This is a genomic window from Hydrotalea sp. GW822-HT8A01, from assembly GCF_058798575.1.
Window position 1 is genome coordinate 1,706,391 of sequence record NZ_CM179506.1, and the last position, 15,544, is coordinate 1,721,934.

The 15,544-nt window shown below is 36.5% G+C and carries 17 protein-coding genes; 10 read left to right on the forward strand and 7 right to left on the reverse strand.

The window, feature by feature from the left end; all coding sequences use genetic code 11:
• Position 1: 1 nt before the first annotated feature.
• The 5 genes from nuoK (at position 2) to AC3QLY_RS07455 (ending at position 5,683) form a co-directional block, all read left to right on the forward strand.
• A complete protein-coding gene (gene nuoK, locus AC3QLY_RS07435) occupies positions 2-319 on the forward strand; it encodes an NADH-quinone oxidoreductase subunit NuoK (protein WP_228733159.1) in 318 nt (105 codons plus the stop codon).
• 89 nt (positions 320-408) lie between these two features.
• Positions 409-2,331: an NADH-quinone oxidoreductase subunit L gene (gene nuoL, locus AC3QLY_RS07440; protein WP_074419379.1), complete on the forward strand. Its 1,923-nt coding sequence runs from the start codon at positions 409-411 to the stop codon at positions 2,329-2,331.
• 29 nt (positions 2,332-2,360) lie between these two features.
• Positions 2,361-3,839: a complex I subunit 4 family protein gene (locus AC3QLY_RS07445; protein ID WP_074419378.1), complete on the forward strand. Its 1,479-nt coding sequence runs from the start codon at positions 2,361-2,363 to the stop codon at positions 3,837-3,839.
• A gap of 26 nt (positions 3,840-3,865) precedes the next feature.
• On the forward strand, positions 3,866-5,290 hold the full coding sequence (locus AC3QLY_RS07450) for an NADH-quinone oxidoreductase subunit N (protein ID WP_492991168.1): 1,425 nt from the start codon (positions 3,866-3,868) through the stop codon (positions 5,288-5,290).
• A gap of 12 nt (positions 5,291-5,302) precedes the next feature.
• Positions 5,303-5,683, forward strand: coding sequence for a hypothetical protein (locus AC3QLY_RS07455; protein ID WP_492991170.1), 381 nt, complete (start codon positions 5,303-5,305; stop codon positions 5,681-5,683).
• Between the two features lie 140 nt (positions 5,684-5,823).
• On the opposite strand, the gene AC3QLY_RS07460 is transcribed toward AC3QLY_RS07455, so the two are convergent.
• The 4 genes from AC3QLY_RS07460 to AC3QLY_RS07475 all read right to left on the reverse strand — a co-directional run bounded on the left by AC3QLY_RS07460 (position 5,824) and on the right by AC3QLY_RS07475 (position 8,801).
• Positions 5,824-5,967, reverse strand: a complete 144-nt coding sequence (locus tag AC3QLY_RS07460; protein ID WP_176712999.1) for a hypothetical protein — start codon at positions 5,965-5,967, stop codon at positions 5,824-5,826.
• Positions 5,968-6,021: 54 nt separating this feature from the next.
• Positions 6,022-7,260: an ATP-dependent Clp protease ATP-binding subunit ClpX gene (gene clpX / locus AC3QLY_RS07465; protein ID WP_492991173.1), complete on the reverse strand. Its 1,239-nt coding sequence runs from the start codon at positions 7,258-7,260 to the stop codon at positions 6,022-6,024.
• Positions 7,261-7,418: 158 nt separating this feature from the next.
• Positions 7,419-8,057, reverse strand: coding sequence for a ClpP family protease (locus AC3QLY_RS07470; RefSeq protein ID WP_074419376.1), 639 nt, complete (start codon positions 8,055-8,057; stop codon positions 7,419-7,421).
• Between the two features lie 48 nt (positions 8,058-8,105).
• The gene (locus AC3QLY_RS07475) at positions 8,106-8,801 is read right to left on the reverse strand and encodes a ClpP family protease (RefSeq protein ID WP_074418139.1); all 696 of its coding nucleotides are present in this window, start codon (positions 8,799-8,801) and stop codon (positions 8,106-8,108) included.
• A 349-nt stretch (positions 8,802-9,150) separates the two neighbouring features.
• Here AC3QLY_RS07475 and AC3QLY_RS07480 point away from each other — a divergent pair, with 349 nt between their 5' ends.
• From AC3QLY_RS07480 to fabD, 3 genes are all read left to right on the forward strand, one after another.
• Positions 9,151-9,567 (forward strand): 6-pyruvoyl trahydropterin synthase family protein, encoded by a 417-nt coding sequence (locus tag AC3QLY_RS07480; RefSeq protein ID WP_074418138.1) that lies wholly within the window; start codon positions 9,151-9,153, stop codon positions 9,565-9,567.
• Complete coding sequence (gene folE, locus AC3QLY_RS07485; protein ID WP_074418137.1) at positions 9,530-10,252, forward strand: GTP cyclohydrolase I FolE; 723 nt, start codon at positions 9,530-9,532, stop codon at positions 10,250-10,252. The genes AC3QLY_RS07480 and folE overlap by 38 nt, the downstream gene beginning before the upstream one ends.
• Positions 10,253-10,482: 230 nt before the next feature.
• Positions 10,483-11,373 carry an ACP S-malonyltransferase gene (gene fabD / locus AC3QLY_RS07490; RefSeq protein ID WP_074419826.1) on the forward strand — a complete coding sequence of 297 codons (891 nt, stop codon included), beginning with the start codon at positions 10,483-10,485 and terminating at the stop codon, positions 11,371-11,373.
• 63 nt (positions 11,374-11,436) lie between these two features.
• On the opposite strand, the gene AC3QLY_RS07495 is transcribed toward fabD, so the two are convergent.
• Positions 11,437-11,886 (reverse strand): GNAT family N-acetyltransferase, encoded by a 450-nt coding sequence (locus tag AC3QLY_RS07495; RefSeq protein ID WP_068246285.1) that lies wholly within the window; start codon positions 11,884-11,886, stop codon positions 11,437-11,439.
• Between the two features lie 7 nt (positions 11,887-11,893).
• Entirely contained in the window at positions 11,894-13,117 is a 1,224-nt protein-coding gene (locus AC3QLY_RS07500) for a trans-sulfuration enzyme family protein (RefSeq protein ID WP_074418135.1), read from the reverse strand.
• A 169-nt stretch (positions 13,118-13,286) separates the two neighbouring features.
• Here AC3QLY_RS07500 and AC3QLY_RS07505 point away from each other — a divergent pair, with 169 nt between their 5' ends.
• The gene (locus AC3QLY_RS07505; protein WP_074418134.1) at positions 13,287-13,775 is read left to right on the forward strand and encodes a DinB family protein; all 489 of its coding nucleotides are present in this window, start codon (positions 13,287-13,289) and stop codon (positions 13,773-13,775) included.
• A 48-nt stretch (positions 13,776-13,823) separates the two neighbouring features.
• On the opposite strand, the gene AC3QLY_RS07510 is transcribed toward AC3QLY_RS07505, so the two are convergent.
• Positions 13,824-14,813 (reverse strand): beta-ketoacyl-ACP synthase III, encoded by a 990-nt coding sequence (locus AC3QLY_RS07510; protein WP_074419827.1) that lies wholly within the window; start codon positions 14,811-14,813, stop codon positions 13,824-13,826.
• 89 nt (positions 14,814-14,902) lie between these two features.
• Between AC3QLY_RS07510 and ruvA the strand changes: the two genes are divergently transcribed.
• Positions 14,903-15,523, forward strand: a complete 621-nt coding sequence (gene ruvA, locus AC3QLY_RS07515; RefSeq protein WP_228733161.1) for a Holliday junction branch migration protein RuvA — start codon at positions 14,903-14,905, stop codon at positions 15,521-15,523.
• Positions 15,524-15,544: the final 21 nt, after the last annotated feature.

Below are 15,544 nucleotides of genomic sequence, written 5' to 3' on the forward strand. Positions count from 1 at the left end.
AATGATGCAACAAATAACATTGCAACATATTTTATTGTTAAGTACAGCCTTGTTTTTTATTGGGGTATTTGGTCTGTTAACACGAAGGAATATGATTGCAATTTTAATGAGTATTGAATTGATGCTGAATAGTGTAAACATCAATTTTGTGGCATTTAATAAATACCTCTATCCAGAAAAATTAGATGGTGTTTTCTTTTTTTTGTTTGTAGTTACAATTGCGGCTGCCGAGGCCGCAGTTGCCATTGCCATTATCATTCATTTATATCGTTATCAACAACAAATTGATGTGGCTGAAACAGAGAAAATGCAATATTGAAATGAATTTTATTTAAAAATTATTTTATTGTGTAACATATAAATTAAATACAAACATAATTGGATTATTTGAATGTTTAAATTACTGCTATGAACGAAGGGTTGATGATGATACTAATACTCAGTTTACCATTAAGTGCATTTGTGGTAATCCGTTTTTTTACCGGAAGACGTATGGAAATATTTTCCGGTTATTTTTCTACACTCGTTTTGGTGATTACAAATATTTTGGCATTTGTATTTGCCTGGCAATATTTCTTTGAATATGGAAAAATCAATGGAGCCTATGCTTTGTTTGTGCCGGTAGATGTGAAATGGCTTGTTTTTACCGATTATCTGTCAATTGATTTTAGCATTATCATCGATGCTGTTTCTGTCATGATGCTGCTAATTGTTAGCTTTATTTCGTTGATGGTGCATGTGTTTAGTATGGGTTATATGAAAGGAGAAAAAAGGTATGGCTATTATTTTGCCTATTTAGGCTTATTTACATTTGCCATGCTGGGGTTGGTATTATCCGGTAATCTTTTTGAACTGTTTATGTTTTGGGAATTGGTGGGTATTTCATCTTATTTGTTAATTGGGTTTTACTACACAAAACCGGAGGCCGTTGCTGCAGCAAAAAAAGCTTTTATTGTTACCCGTTTTGCTGATTTTGGGTTTTTAATCGGTATATTGATTTTGGGTAGTCTGGTCAATGATTTTGATATTGTTCAAATGATTAGTTCCATTTCACAGCAACAGGTATTATGGCATGGTGCGACTGCATCATTTTTGGGCATGTCGGTGTTAACCTGGGCATGTCTGCTCTTATTTATGGGTGCTGCCGGAAAATCAGCGATGTTTCCTTTGCATATCTGGTTGCCCGATGCCATGGAAGGACCTACTCCTGTTTCTGCTTTAATACATGCAGCCACAATGGTAGTTGCCGGAGTGTATTTAATCGCACGATTTTTCCCGGTTTTCCAAATGGATGCAACAGTTTTGTACATTATTGCAATTGTGGGTGCTGGAACGGCATTGTTTGCTGCCATCATAGCTTGCACACAGTCTGATATTAAACGAGTATTGGCATTTTCTACCATTTCTCAAATTGGTTATATGATGCTGGCTCTGGGTGTAGATGATAGCCTGAATGGTATTCATGAAGGTTATACTGCAGCTATGTTTCATTTATTTACACATGCATTTTTTAAATCGCTTTTGTTTTTGGGTGCCGGGGCTATTATACATGCTGTGCATACCAATGATTTGCATGAAATGGGTGGATTACGCAAACAACTTCCTGTTACCCATGTTAGTTTTTTAATCGCCTGTTTGGCTATTTCAGGTATACCTCCCTTTTCTGGTTTTTTTAGTAAAGAAGCAATCTTATCTGCAGCTTATGAAAGCAATAAATGGTTATATGCTATAGCATTGATTACTGCTGCTATTACTGCCTTTTATATGTTTCGATTGTATTTTAGTATTTTTTGGAACAAGCCTGTTTCAGATGCTACTTCAATCACAAATGAGGGTGGCTGGCCGATTCGGATACCATTAATAATACTTGCTATCCTGGTATTGATTACAGGCTTTATTCCCTTTGGAACTTTTATAAGTGCTAATGGAAAGCCTTTGTTGTTGGAAATACATTTTGGCTTTTCCGTTATTCCTGTTTCACTCTCTGTACTTGGCATTTTTTATGCGGCAGTATTGTATTATCAGCAAAATAATTTACCTGCTTTATTAGAAAAATCGTTTGGATGGTTGTATGTTACCATTCGACAAAAGTTTTATATCGATGAAATATATCTCTTTATTACACACAAAATTGTAATGAATGGAATAGGCAATACAACCGCTTGGATGGATAAAAATATAGTGGATGGGATGGTGAATTTAAGTGGTTTACTTACACTTCAAATTTCATTGTTAATAAAAAAAATACAATCAGGTAAAATACAGCAATACCTTTTGTATTTTTTAATAGGTGTGCTATGCTTATTGGCAGTGGTATTATATAAAAACTGATTGCTGTTGCTAAAACCTGAACAAAAAATATGATTGTTAATTTTTTATTAATCGCTCCGCTGCTAACTGTTTTATTGCTATTGATGGTTAAAAATGAGCAGTATATGAAGCCGATTGCTTTAGCCGGTTCGGTAATACAGTTGTTGGTAATTATTGGTGTACTGATACAATATTTGGGTTTACAAACAACAACAAATGGAGCAATGCTATTACAAACAGATATCATCTGGTTTGCTCCTTTACACATTCATTATCATATTGGTGTAGATGGTATTTCGATGGTGATGTTGTTTTTAACTGCATTCATTGTAATAGCAGCTATTCTGGTTTCATGGAAAGAAGTGCTTTTGCAAAAGGAATTTTTTATTTTGTTAACATTATTGGCTTTGGGAGCCTATGGTTTCTTTATCTCGATTGATTTATTTTTAATGTTTTTCTTTTTGGAAATTGCCGTAGTCCCAAAATTTTTACTCATTCTGATATGGGGTAATGGTAAAAAGGCCTATAGTGCAACTAAATTGGTATTAATGTTAATTGGTGCTTCTGCATTACTGTTTATGGGCATTTTAGGTTTGTATTACCACGAACCCGGCCAGTTGCAAAGTTTTGATATGTTGCAAATTGCTCACATGCAACTCCCTTATGCGGTACAGCTAACATTTTTTCCTTTTTTGTTTATTGGTTTTGGGGTATTTACGGCATTGTTTCCTTTTCATACATGGGTACCGGATGGGCATTCATCTGCACCAACTGCAGGCTCTATGTTTTTAGCAGGTATTTCAATGAAATTGGGCGGATATGGGTTATTGCGATTGGTGCTATTACTGATGCCTGCAGCGGCTCAGTTTTATGCGCCTTATATTATTCTGCTTGCAGCTATTGCCATATTGTATGGTGCTTTTGCTACTATGGTTCAAAAAGACCTGAAATATATGAATGCCTATTCTTCCATTAGCCATTGCGGATTTGTATTGCTTGGAATTGGTATGTTAACGCCGGTGGCTTTAACAGGTGCAGTATTACAAATGGTTTCACATGGATTGATGACTGCTCTTTTCTTTGCTGCAATTGGAATGATATACAGCAGAACACATACCCGCATTATTCAGGAAATGAGTGGATTACTGGTATATATGCCTTTTATTGGTGGTTTGTTTATATTGGCAGGTCTTACTTCATTGGGCTTGCCGGGGTTGAGTGGCTTTACTGCAGAAATGACGGTTTTAGTAGGTTCCTGGCAGCAGCCGGTTACAGCATACAGAATTGCCACCATTGCAGCTGCCGCATCAATTGTAATTACGGCTGTATATGTGCTTAGAGCCATTGGTACGGTATTAATGGGCAAGGCAAAGCAATTTGAGCATACGCCAGCAGATGCCCGTTGGTATGAACAATGGGCGGGTACTATTTTGGTATTGGGTATTTTATTGGTTGGTGTAACACCATTTTTATTATTGAAATTAATTACACCTTCAATACTGTTTTTTCAACAATATATTTTTAAATAATTGAATCATTCTATCCCTTCAGCCACATGATGCATTATTATATACAACTATTATTACCTTTTAAACAAGAGCTGCTCTTGTTGCTCACTATTTTTATTTTATTACTGGTACAACTTTCAGGTAAGAAACTGCAACAGGAATGGACCATGCAATGGGTAAATATCATGTTGTTAGTAACAGTATTGGCAGGCTTTTGGCAGGTTGGTTATTCCACTGATTTAAGTACCATGTTTCAATTAACGCCCTTCAATGCTTTTGAAAAAACGGTGCTTGTGTTTGCAACTTATCTCATTTCTTTACAGGCATATAACTGGTTGCTTCATCATGAACAGATAATGGAGTTCTATGTATTATTGCTCAGCTCTTTATTGGGAATGTTTTGTATGATTTCAGCTACCAACTTACTGTTTTTTTATGTGGGGTTAGAACTCTCTAGCATTCCTTTGGCTATATTGGCTAATTTTCATTTGCAAAAAAAACAATCTTCTGAAGCTGCATTTAAGTTCATTGTTTCTGCTTCTTTCGCATCTGCATTATTATTATTTGGTATTTCATTACTATATGGCTGCACTGGTTCGCTCAGTTTTATTAATATTGCCGATCATTTGGTTATAAATTTTTTTTCTATTTTGGCTTTTGTACTTTTTTTTGTTGGACTGGCTTTTAAAATTTCAGTAGTGCCTTTTCATTTATGGACTGCAGATGTTTATGAAGGATCTCCGGTAACTATTACGGCTTTTTTATCAGTTGTTTCTAAAGCATCTGTTTTATTTGTTTTGCTGAATTTTTTATTCAAAGTATTTAATTCTTTAGAACATATATGGCATGTGATGGTCTTGATTCTGCTAACGTTAACGATTGTAGTTGGAAATTTATTTGCATTGCGACAGCAGAATTTTAAAAGATTCATGGCATTCTCGTCCATTACACAGGTAGGGTTTATTTTAATTGCTTTATTGGGTCAAAATATAACTGGTAGCGCTGCAGTTGTTTATTTTATAGTGGTGTATTTATTTTCTAACCTTTGTGTTTTTGGGGTAATAGCATTGGTGGCAGCCATCACCGGAAAAGAAAAAATTGAAGATTTTAAAGGGTTTTATCAAACCAATCCTTTTTTAGCATGGGTGTTATTGCTGGGATTGTTTTCATTAGCAGGTATACCACCTACTGCAGGTTTTTTTGGAAAATTTTTCCTGTTATTATCAGGTGCACAAAGCAATTATTTTGGGTGGATTACTTTTGCAGCTTTGAATTTAGTGGTTTCATTGTATTATTATTTGAGAGTAGTAGTAGTAATTTTTCATCGTGAATCTGCCGCAGTAATAGCGCCTATTCAGATTCCCAAACCCGTTCAATTTAGTTTTTTCATTTGCATTGCGGGGGTAATTATTACCGGTGTGGGTAGTTGGATTTATACTTACATTTATTCATTAGCAGCCGCTGCTTTTTAAAAAATAATGTGTATGGCCATCAATAAAAATCATGAATTTGAAGATTTGGATGGAATAAAATGTGCTATCGTAGAACGCAATATTTCCAGCGAACGCGTAATGTTTTTAAAAAATCTGTTAACCTATAACGGATATACCGTTGTAGTTGTTCCCGTAATCAATCCCGCAGCGAAAAATACAGTTGTTGAATCAGCATTGCCGAACGAAAAAATAGTTCCTGAATTGTTTACTATAGGTGTTACCGATGTAATCTTTAATGTTACTAATGCAATTTTTGGCAGGGCACTCAAAACAAAAGACGGGAAAATAGTAACACTGGCATACTGGCAACAGAAAGATAAAATATCGCACGATGATATACCTTATTTTGCAGATAACAGTTGTATGAACTGATAAGGAAAGTGGCAAAAAAATGAGGCTGTCTCAAAAGTCCGAGGCAGCCTCATATTATTCGGTAAGGGAGGGGGTGGAGAAAGTTTTCATTTAAGCCATTCTCAAACGCATCATTTTACTTTTGAGACTTCCTCATTTTTTTATTTTTTGAAAATATTATTGACTGCGCCTCCCAACATAGGAAATTTTTCTTTTACATATCCTGCTATTGTTTCAATGGCTTTTTGTGCCTGTTCGGGCGTTAAGCCGGCTTCTGCTACTAAGCGTTCAATCAGTTCATTCATGTGTTTATTTTTTAATGATTTGATTTGTTAGGGGTTAATTCAATTGTATGTTGGCTATGCAACTTTTAAAAGGCTTAATTTGCTTTTATTGAACATTTTTTCGGCATAAGCCAGATCTACATGAAATTCTTTTTGCCGTGATCCGGGTAACTCAAACATGGCATCGGTTAAAATACTTTCGCAAATACTGCGCAATGCTCTGGCCCCAAGTTTGTATTCCAAAGCTTTTGTAACCATAAAGTCGTATACCTCATCGTCAATAGTTAATATAATATTTTCCAGTTCAAACAAACGCTTGTATTGTTTAATTAATGCATTTTTAGGCTCCGTTAAAATATTGCGTAAGGTAGATTTATCTAAGGGATCCAAATGGGTTAATACCGGCAAACGGCCTAATAATTCAGGAATTAAACCAAACGATTTTAAATCTTGTGCACTCACAAATTGCAGCAGGTTGTTTCTTTTATTTTCCTGTTCATCTTTATCTACATTAAATCCAATGGCATTGGTATTAATTCTTCTGGCAATTATTTTATCAATACCATCAAAAGCGCCACCACAAATAAATAATATATTTTTTGTGTCTACTTTAATCATTTTTTGTTCGGGATGTTTTCTGCCGCCCTGCGGAGGAACTAAAACTTCTGTACCTTCCAGCATTTTCAATAATCCCTGTTGAACACCTTCTCCGCTTACATCACGGGTAATAGATGGGTTATCGCCTTTTCTGGCAATTTTATCAATCTCATCCACATAAACAATTCCTTTTTCTGCAGCATTAACATCATAATTACAATTTTGCAGCAGGCGCGTTAGCATACTTTCTACATCTTCACCCACATAACCTGCTTCTGTAAAAACAGTAGCATCAACTATGGCAAAAGGTACATTCAGCATTTTGGCAATGGTTTTAGCCAACAATGTTTTTCCGGTACCGGTTTCGCCAATCATAATGATATTGCTCTTATCAATTTCAATATCATCTGCCTGTGTTTTTTGAGTAATACGTTTATAATGATTATATACCGCTACACTTAAAACTTTTTTTGCTTCATCCTGCCCAATTACATACTCATCTAAAAACTTTTTAATTTCTAAGGGTTTTTTTATAGATATTTTAGTTGAGTTTGTGGCAGGTTGAATGTTATTATCTTTTAGTTCCTGTGCAATAATTTCCTGAGCATGTTCAATGCAATTTTCACAAATATGCGCTTCCTGTCCGGCTATCAGAATTTTTACTTCTGCCCGGCTTCTTCCACAAAATGAACAATGTAAATGTGTTTGTTTGGCCATAATACAATTTTTGTGTGTTTTAATAAGCTGTTAATGAATGGGTTAACACATTAAAACAACATACAACCACTGCCCGTAGGTACATGTAGTGACTGGCAAAGTTACTAATTTGTTGATACCGTTTAGGTTAAAAGTGACATTCGGTAATGATGCAGGATTTATATCTTGGTAAGTACGGCATCTACAATACCATATTCAACGGCTTCTTTCGCATCCATCCAATAATCGCGGTCAAAATCTGTCATGATTTGTTCTACTGGTTTACCGCAATTTTCAGCTAAAATTTTCGCGCCTAAATCCTTTGTTTTTTTCATTTGATCGGCCTGAATTTCAATATCGGCTGATGTGGCCTGAATATAACCACTAAGGCTGGGTTGATGAATCATTACTTCGCCATGCGGGTAAATAAATCTTTTCCCCTTTTTGCCAACACTTAATAGAATAGAGCCCATACTGGCAGCTAATCCCATGCAAATAGTGCTTACGGGCGATTGGATGAGTTGAATGGTATCGTAAATTACCATGCCACTGGTAACTACTCCGCCGGGGCTATTGATGTATAATTTTATCTCTTCTCCGGGTTTATCTGCATCTAACAATAACAATTTGCTCACCAACTCTCTGGCACTTTTATCATCTACTATTCCCCACAAATAAACTGCTCTTCTTTCAAAAAAAAGTTTCTCCATTTTTTTCAGCATCTGAGGGCTCATGGGTTCTTTCTCTTCCTTATTGTTGTTTTCTTCTTCTCCTTCTTCATTTAAGTAAGGATTAATGATGTATTTGTTCGTAATCATAAATATTTTGCTTTAAAATGTTGGTAAAAATGGCAGACAATGCAGCAATTAGTCTTTTTTATCTTTTTTAGGATTACGGAATAAAACCTCATCCACCAATCCATATGCTTTGGCATCTTGTGCAGTCATCCAAAAATCTCTGTCGCAGTCTTTACCTACTGTTTCAATATCTTTTCCTGTATGCTCTGCAATTACTTCATACAGTTCTAACTTTAATTTTTTGATTTCACGGGCAGTAATTTCAATATCTGTTGCCTGGCCACCAATAGCGCCACTGGGTTGGTGCAACATTATTCTGCTGTGTTTTAATGCGGTGCGCTTTCCTTTTACACCTGCACATAATAAAACGGCACCCATACTGGCTGCTACGCCGGTGCAAATGGTAGAAACATCGGGGGTAACAAATTGCATGGTATCATAAATACCCATGCCGGCATATACACTGCCACCAGGGCTGTTGATATACATTTGTATGTCTCTGGTGCGGTCTGTACTATCTAAAAACAACAATTGCGCTGTTACAATATTGGCCACATAATCATCTATTGCTTCTCCTAAAAAAATAATACGGTCCATCATAAGCCGGCTAAAAACATCCATTTGGGCAACATTGAGGGAGCGTTCTTCAATGATATAAGGGGTTAAAGCGGTTGGATTGAAATGGTTGCGGTAATTATGTAATGTTGCACTGCTAATTCTTCTGTGATGAATCGCATATTGCTCAAATTCTTTTTGTAAGTACATGCTCAATTAATTTTGAATGAAGTTAAGAGTTTAAGATGTTCAAATACCATGCAAAAAAAACAATACGACAAAATTACAGGTTAGCTGTTTTGTTTAAAAAAAATAAAAAATTTTTAAACAAAATAATCATTAATTGGTTACTATTGGTTAGCAGGCTAATTTTGATAAATATTTCAGTGTATTAAAAAAAGCTTTCTATCGGTACAGGCCACTTGATCAGCACACTTCTGATGCAGTGCCTGTAAAAAAAGTTTTCAGTTGGGTTTTTAGTTTTTTTTGAAGTGTGCAACCGAACTGTGTGAACAGTTGTATGTGAATTGCATCAGCAAGTGTAACAGAAAGGAAAATTATGAAGCAAAACAAAGTAGCAGTATATCGTAAAGAACATTTTAATGCCGCCCACAGGTTGCATAATAATGCATGGAGTGATGAAAAAAATGCAACTGTATTTGGTTTATGTAATAATAAAAATTTTCATGGTCATAATTATGAATTAATTGTGAAAGTAACCGGTGAACCCAATCCCGATACCGGTTATGTGTTAGATTTAAAAGTTTTGAGTGCATTGATTAAAAAAGAAATATTAGACCAATTTGATCATAAAAATTTGAATTTAGATACGGGTTACTTTCAACAAGTAAACCCCACAGCCGAAAACATAGCAAAAGTTATTTATCAGTTGCTGCGTGATAAGCTGGACGAACAATTAGAACTAAAAATATTTTTATATGAAACAGAGCGAAACTATGTCGAGTATCCAGCTTAATGGCAAAACTAAAGCAGAATTAACCGATGTATTGATTGATGAAATGGGTGATAATCACATCCTTACATCAGTAGATACACCTCTTCGGGAAGATGCTTTCGATTTATCTGATGAGGAAAAAACAAAAGCTATCGAAAAACATTTCCGTTCTATTATGGAAATTATGGGGTTAGATTTAACTGATGACAGTTTAAAAGGTACGCCTAAGCGAATGGCAAAAATGTATATTAAAGAAATATTCAGAGGATTGAATCCCGCCAATAAACCTAAAGTGACTTTGTTTAATAATACCTACCAGTATAACCAAATGCTGGTTGAAAAAAATATCTCTTTTTACAGCAATTGCGAACATCACTTTGTACCCATTATTGGAAAAGCGCATGTAGCCTACATGAGCAATGGTAAAGTAATAGGATTAAGCAAGCTAAACCGAATGGTAGAATATTTTGCTAAAAGGCCACAGGTGCAAGAACGGCTTACCATGCAAATAGGCACCGAATTACAACAAATTTTGGGTACCAACGATGTAGCAGTTGTAATTGATGCAAAGCATTTATGTGTGGCTAGCCGAGGTGTTGAAGATGATACTTCTACTACCATTACCTCTTTTTACGAAGGTAAATTTAAAGAAGAAACTACCCGGAATGAATTTCTGAAATATTTGGAATTGAACACGAAGTTCTGAGAGAAAAGCCCGATGCACAATTGGCCGGTTGTTTTTGCTACCGGCTTTTGTATGCATATAATACAAACTATTTTAAATATTTTACAGGATAGTTGTATAAAACAATACTTCGGTTTTTAATTTATAAGTATACTTGCATTAATTTTAAATGGATGTTTTATTGGCAGCAGATGAAAACATTTAAAAAGCAATCGTAATTTTTAATATAGGAATTCAATAAATTTTTTATAATGAAACATGCTTATGTTTTTCCGGGACAGGGTGCGCAATTTAGTGGAATGGGTAAACAATTGTATGAGCAACATGCTATTGCAAAGGAAATGTTTGAAAAGGCAAATGAAATATTGGGTTTTCGCATTAGCGATATCATGTTTATCGGAACAGATGAAGCGTTGAAACAAACCAATGTAACGCAACCGGCAGTTTTTTTGCATGCAGTGATTGCTTATGCCATGCTGCCTTCACCAAAGCCTGATATGGTAGCAGGCCATTCGTTGGGAGAGTTTTCTGCCTTGGTAGCCAATGGAGTGTTGCAATTTGAAGATGCGTTACGATTAGTGGCAGTTCGTGCCAATGCCATGCAAAAAGCCTGTGCATTACAACCTTCTACTATGGCCGCCATATTGGCAATGCCCGATGAAAAAGTTGAGGCCATTTGTGCGGAAGTACAACAGGAAACAGGCGAAGTGGTGGTGGCTGCCAATTACAATTGTCCCGGACAATTGGTGATTAGTGGTACCATTAAAGGAGTGGAAATTGCCTGCGAAAAAATGAAAGCAGCAGGCGCCAAACGTGCTTTGGTATTGCCGGTTGGAGGAGCTTTTCATTCTCCTTTAATGGAGCCTGCCAAAAAAGAATTAGCCGAAGCCATTCAAAAAACAAATTTTAGTGAACCCGTTTGCCCGGTTTATCAAAATGTTGTGGCACAGGCAGTGACTGATGCCAAAACCATTCAACAAAATTTAATAGTGCAATTAACCGGTGCTGTTAAATGGACACAAAGTGTGGAAGCAATGGTTGCTGACGGCGCTACGCATTTTACAGAAGTAGGTCCGGGTAAAGTATTGCAGGGGTTGGTTCAAAAAATTGCAAAGAATATTACAACAGATGGCGTTAGTTAAAATGTCCCAAAAAAGTATAAACGAAAATGGGTAGCCGTTATTGAAAGCTACCCATTTTATTTTTTAAAACTGAAGCGAGCAGTTCATCCATTCATCTTCAATTTTGGCATTATACTTTTTATAAAATTGAATGGCAGGTTCATTCCAATTCAATACCTGCCATACCATTCCATTTAATTTTTTTTCTTTTGCTTCCTGAATAAGCGCATCAAAAAGCAGGCTGCCAATTTTTTTACCCCTCATTTGTTCCGTTACCAAAATATCTTCTAAATACATGCGCTGCCCCTTCCATGTACTGTACCGAATATAGTAAAGTGCAAATGCCTGAACTACACCCTCTACCTCGGCTACCAATGCCCACCAAACAGGCTTTTCACCAAATCCGCTTTCTTCAAAATGTTGTAAGGTAACGGTTACTTCTTCCGGTGCTTTTTCAAAAACAGCCAGTTCATGAATTAATTCTAATAATCTTGCGCAATCTTTTTTTTCAGCTTTTCTAATTTGAATATTCATATGTTTATTAAGATAATGCCTGATCAAAATCATTTAAAATATCTGCAATATTTTCAATACCTACACTTAACCGAATTAATCCATCTGTAATGCCAAATTTCAAACGTTCTTCCACGCTAACGCCTCTGTGGCTCATGCTGGCGGGGTGGGATAATAAAGTATCTAATGTGCCCAGTGAAATTGCCCGAACACACATTTGCAATTTATCTATAAATTTTTTACCTGCTTCTAATCCACCTTTTACTTCAAAGCTCATGAGTGCGCCGGGATGTTTCATTTGTTTGGCTGCAATAGCATAATCAGGATGGGTTGCTAATCCGGCATAATTTACTTTTTCAATGGCCGGGTGCTGGTCTAAAAATTCAGCTACTGCTTTTGCGTTACTGCAATGGCGGTCCATCCGCAATTCCAGTGTCTTTAATCCGTTCATCAATAAAAAAGCATCAAAGGGATTGCTGTTGCCGCCTAGTAAAACCTGCCATTTCCAGGCATGTGTTTGCATAAATTCAATATCATTTCCAATTAAAACACCACCAATGGCTGTACCATGCCCGTTTAAAAATTTAGTGGTGGAGTGAAAAACAAAATCAACGCCATATTTAAAAGGTTGTTGTAAATAAGGTGTAGCAAATGTATTATCTACGGAAACCAGTATATGATGTTGTTTTGCAAGTTGGGTAATGGCTGCAATGTCGATACACTGAATGGTTGGGTTTGCCGGGGTTTCTAAATGCACTAATTTGATAGCCGGATTTTTTTTGATAATATCTTCCACCTGTGCCACATCTCTTAAATCTGCAATAATAGTGTGAACACCGGCATTGGATAAAACTTTTAGTAGCAATTCATGAGTACCGCCATATAAGGAGTAATGCGATAATACGGCATCTCCTGCTTTTAGTGTGCTCATGAAAAGAGTTGTCATTGCTGCCTGTCCGCTGGCATGTAACAATGCTTTCAATTGTAGCGGTGTGCCATTGTTGTTTTTTATGCCAAAGGCTTCTAATGCTGCAATGGTTTCTTCTGCAGCCGTAAAAGTAGGGTTGCCCCAACGACCATAAATTCTGGATTTATCTTCCCCTGCAAATCTTTCCATTCCTTCTTCTGCAGTAGAAAAAGTAAATGTAGATGTGGCATAGATTGGTGTAATATGTGCAAACTCGGCATTTTCCTCACTGGTGCTATGCAATGCAACTGAACTGATGCCGGTAAAGGGGAATATGTGCTTCATAATTTGGCTGGTTTTATGGTACTATGGGTTACAAAAATAAAGGTGAATTTAAAGTATACCTGCGATTATTTTTCGGGATGCGGTTTATTTTTATTGAAGGTTCGAATTGAGCTGTTTTTTATCTAATTTTAATCAACAACTTTTTTTGATCGAATAGAACGTATTGAACATGAAATCGCTATTTATTTCATATGCCATTTATAATCAATGGGCTAATTTGCAATTGATACATGTTATTCAAAATTTAGAACCGGCAAAGCACCATCAAATAGTGGTGAGTAGTTTTCCAAGTATATACAGTACGTTATTACATTTACTGGGTGCAGAAACCATTTGGTGGCAGCGGCTGCGCGAAGAACCACAAACTGGATGGCAACTAAAAGATGCCGGATTAAGTACCAGCGATGTACTTAATGGCTTGGCCCGTCAGGATACACTATGGGTGGAATGGATGAATGGTTTAAATGATGAACAATTGGAAAAAGTGATTTTATATAAAAATTCAAAAAAAGAATATTTTGAGCAGCCTTTGTGGCAAATATTGCTGCATATTTTTAATCACAGTACCTATCACAGAGGTCAGTTGGTAACCATGTTACGGCAATTGGGCGTAACAGAATTGCCATCTACAGATTATATACAGTGGGTTAGAATATAAAAAAGGTGATGGAATACCGCCATCACCTCAACAAATTCAATTGTTATTTTAATAAGCCCATTTCAGCAAAATGGCCCCCCATGTAAAACCACCTCCAAAAGCAGATAAAACAATATTATCGCCTTTATTTAAGCGGTCTTCCCATTCCCATAAGCAAAGCGGAATGGTAGCAGCAGTTGTATTGCCATATCGTTGAATGTTAATCATCACTTTTTCTTTGTCTAATCCCATCCTGTTGGCTGTAGCATCAATAATTCTAAGATTGGCCTGATGGGGTACCAGCCATGCTATATCTGCTGCAGTCAGATTGTTTCTTTCCATAATTTCAGCGCTCACATCTGCCATGCCCTTCACTGCAAATTTAAATACAGCCTGTCCTTCCTGATAGGCAAAATGCTCTTTTGCTAAAACAGTTTCAACAGTGGCGGGTTTTACAGAACCACCTGCTTTCATGTGCAGGTATTTGGCACCTGAACCATCACTGCGTAAAATACTATCCCGAATACCCAATTCTTCAGTGTTGGGTTCTAACAATACGGCACCGGCACCATCTCCAAAAATAATACAGGTGGAGCGGTCGGTATAATCTATAATGGCACTCATTTTATCTACACCCACTACAATTACTTTTTTGTAGCGGCCGCTTTCTATTAAGCCCGCACCGGTAGTAAGGGCAAATAAAAAGCCACTGCAGGCTGCACTCAAATCGAATCCCCAGGCATTGGTGGCGCCTAATTTATCTGCAATAATATTGGCAGTAGCGGGGAAAACCATATCGGGTGTAACGGTGGCACAAATAATACAGTCAATATCGGTTGCTTGTAATTTTTTTTTCTTTAATATTTCCTGGATAGCAGGAACAGCCATATCGCTGCTGCCTTTGCCGGGTTCTTTTAAAATTCTGCGTTCTTCTATTCCTGTACGGGTTCTTATCCATTCATCATTGGTATCCACCATTTTCTCCAAATCAAAATTGGTTAGTTTCGTTTCGGGTACATAACCTCCAACAGCGGTAATAGCGGCTGAAATCTTGCTCATATAATTGTTGTACTTTTTTGTAAAAATGACCGCAAATATCCGCTTTTATTTTAGAATACTATCATATTGGCCTATTTGCAGGTTATATTATGAATGAAAACCCTATTTTTGACCCTGCAACTATGATAGCATATATAAAAGGAAGTTTTGTGGTTAAATCGCCGGCGCATGCCATTATAGAGGCCAATGGTATTGGGTATGAAATGCAAATTAGTTTGCATACTTATTCTGCCATCAAAGATTTGTCGACCGGCTTATTACATACTTACTTACATATTACCGAAAATGGGCAAACATTTTTTGGTTTTGCCGAACCGGCAGAAAAAGAAATGTTTTTACTGTTAATTGGTGTATCGGGTGTGGGTGCTGCTACTGCCAGAATGATGTTGTCTGGTTTAAGACCACATGAAATTAGTCAGGCTATAGCGCAGGGTAATACCGCTTTGCTGGCCACTGTAAAGGGTATTGGCAAAAAAACGGCTGAAAGACTGGTATTAGAACTAAGAGATAAGATTAGCAAAAAAGAAATGGATGTTACTGGATTATCTAACGCCAATAACTTAATATCTGTAGATGATGACGCTGTTCAGGCACTGATTGCATTGGGTATTGGCCGGCCGGCCGCAGAAAATGCAGTTAAAAAAATTATGTTAACAAAACCTGAATTATCTTTAGAAGAAATTATTAAGCAATCATTAAAAAACTTATAACAATAGCCTATAAATTTACCT

What these genes read in the sequence shown, in the direction of transcription:
- clpX (WP_492991173.1), bottom strand. Translation starts at nt 7,260, where the DNA reads ATGGCCAAACAAACACATTTACATTGTTCATTTTGTGGAAGAAGCCGG.
- AC3QLY_RS07450 (WP_492991168.1), top strand. Translation starts at nt 3,866, where the DNA reads ATGATGCATTATTATATACAACTATTATTACCTTTTAAACAAGAGCTG.
- AC3QLY_RS07475 (WP_074418139.1), bottom strand. Translation starts at nt 8,801, where the DNA reads ATGTACTTACAAAAAGAATTTGAGCAATATGCGATTCATCACAGAAGA.
- nuoL (WP_074419379.1), top strand. Translation starts at nt 409, where the DNA reads ATGAACGAAGGGTTGATGATGATACTAATACTCAGTTTACCATTAAGT.
- nuoK (WP_228733159.1), top strand. Translation starts at nt 2, where the DNA reads ATGATGCAACAAATAACATTGCAACATATTTTATTGTTAAGTACAGCC.
- fabD (WP_074419826.1), top strand. Translation starts at nt 10,483, where the DNA reads ATGAAACATGCTTATGTTTTTCCGGGACAGGGTGCGCAATTTAGTGGA.
- AC3QLY_RS07480 (WP_074418138.1), top strand. Translation starts at nt 9,151, where the DNA reads ATGAAGCAAAACAAAGTAGCAGTATATCGTAAAGAACATTTTAATGCC.
- AC3QLY_RS07460 (WP_176712999.1), bottom strand. Translation starts at nt 5,967, where the DNA reads ATGAATGAACTGATTGAACGCTTAGTAGCAGAAGCCGGCTTAACGCCC.
- AC3QLY_RS07445 (WP_074419378.1), top strand. Translation starts at nt 2,361, where the DNA reads ATGATTGTTAATTTTTTATTAATCGCTCCGCTGCTAACTGTTTTATTG.
- AC3QLY_RS07495 (WP_068246285.1), bottom strand. Translation starts at nt 11,886, where the DNA reads ATGAATATTCAAATTAGAAAAGCTGAAAAAAAAGATTGCGCAAGATTA.
- ruvA (WP_228733161.1), top strand. Translation starts at nt 14,903, where the DNA reads ATGAATGAAAACCCTATTTTTGACCCTGCAACTATGATAGCATATATA.
- AC3QLY_RS07470 (WP_074419376.1), bottom strand. Translation starts at nt 8,057, where the DNA reads ATGATTACGAACAAATACATCATTAATCCTTACTTAAATGAAGAAGGA.
- AC3QLY_RS07455 (WP_492991170.1), top strand. Translation starts at nt 5,303, where the DNA reads ATGGCCATCAATAAAAATCATGAATTTGAAGATTTGGATGGAATAAAA.
- AC3QLY_RS07510 (WP_074419827.1), bottom strand. Translation starts at nt 14,813, where the DNA reads ATGAGCAAGATTTCAGCCGCTATTACCGCTGTTGGAGGTTATGTACCC.
- AC3QLY_RS07500 (WP_074418135.1), bottom strand. Translation starts at nt 13,117, where the DNA reads ATGAAGCACATATTCCCCTTTACCGGCATCAGTTCAGTTGCATTGCAT.
- AC3QLY_RS07505 (WP_074418134.1), top strand. Translation starts at nt 13,287, where the DNA reads ATGAAATCGCTATTTATTTCATATGCCATTTATAATCAATGGGCTAAT.
- folE (WP_074418137.1), top strand. Translation starts at nt 9,530, where the DNA reads ATGAAACAGAGCGAAACTATGTCGAGTATCCAGCTTAATGGCAAAACT.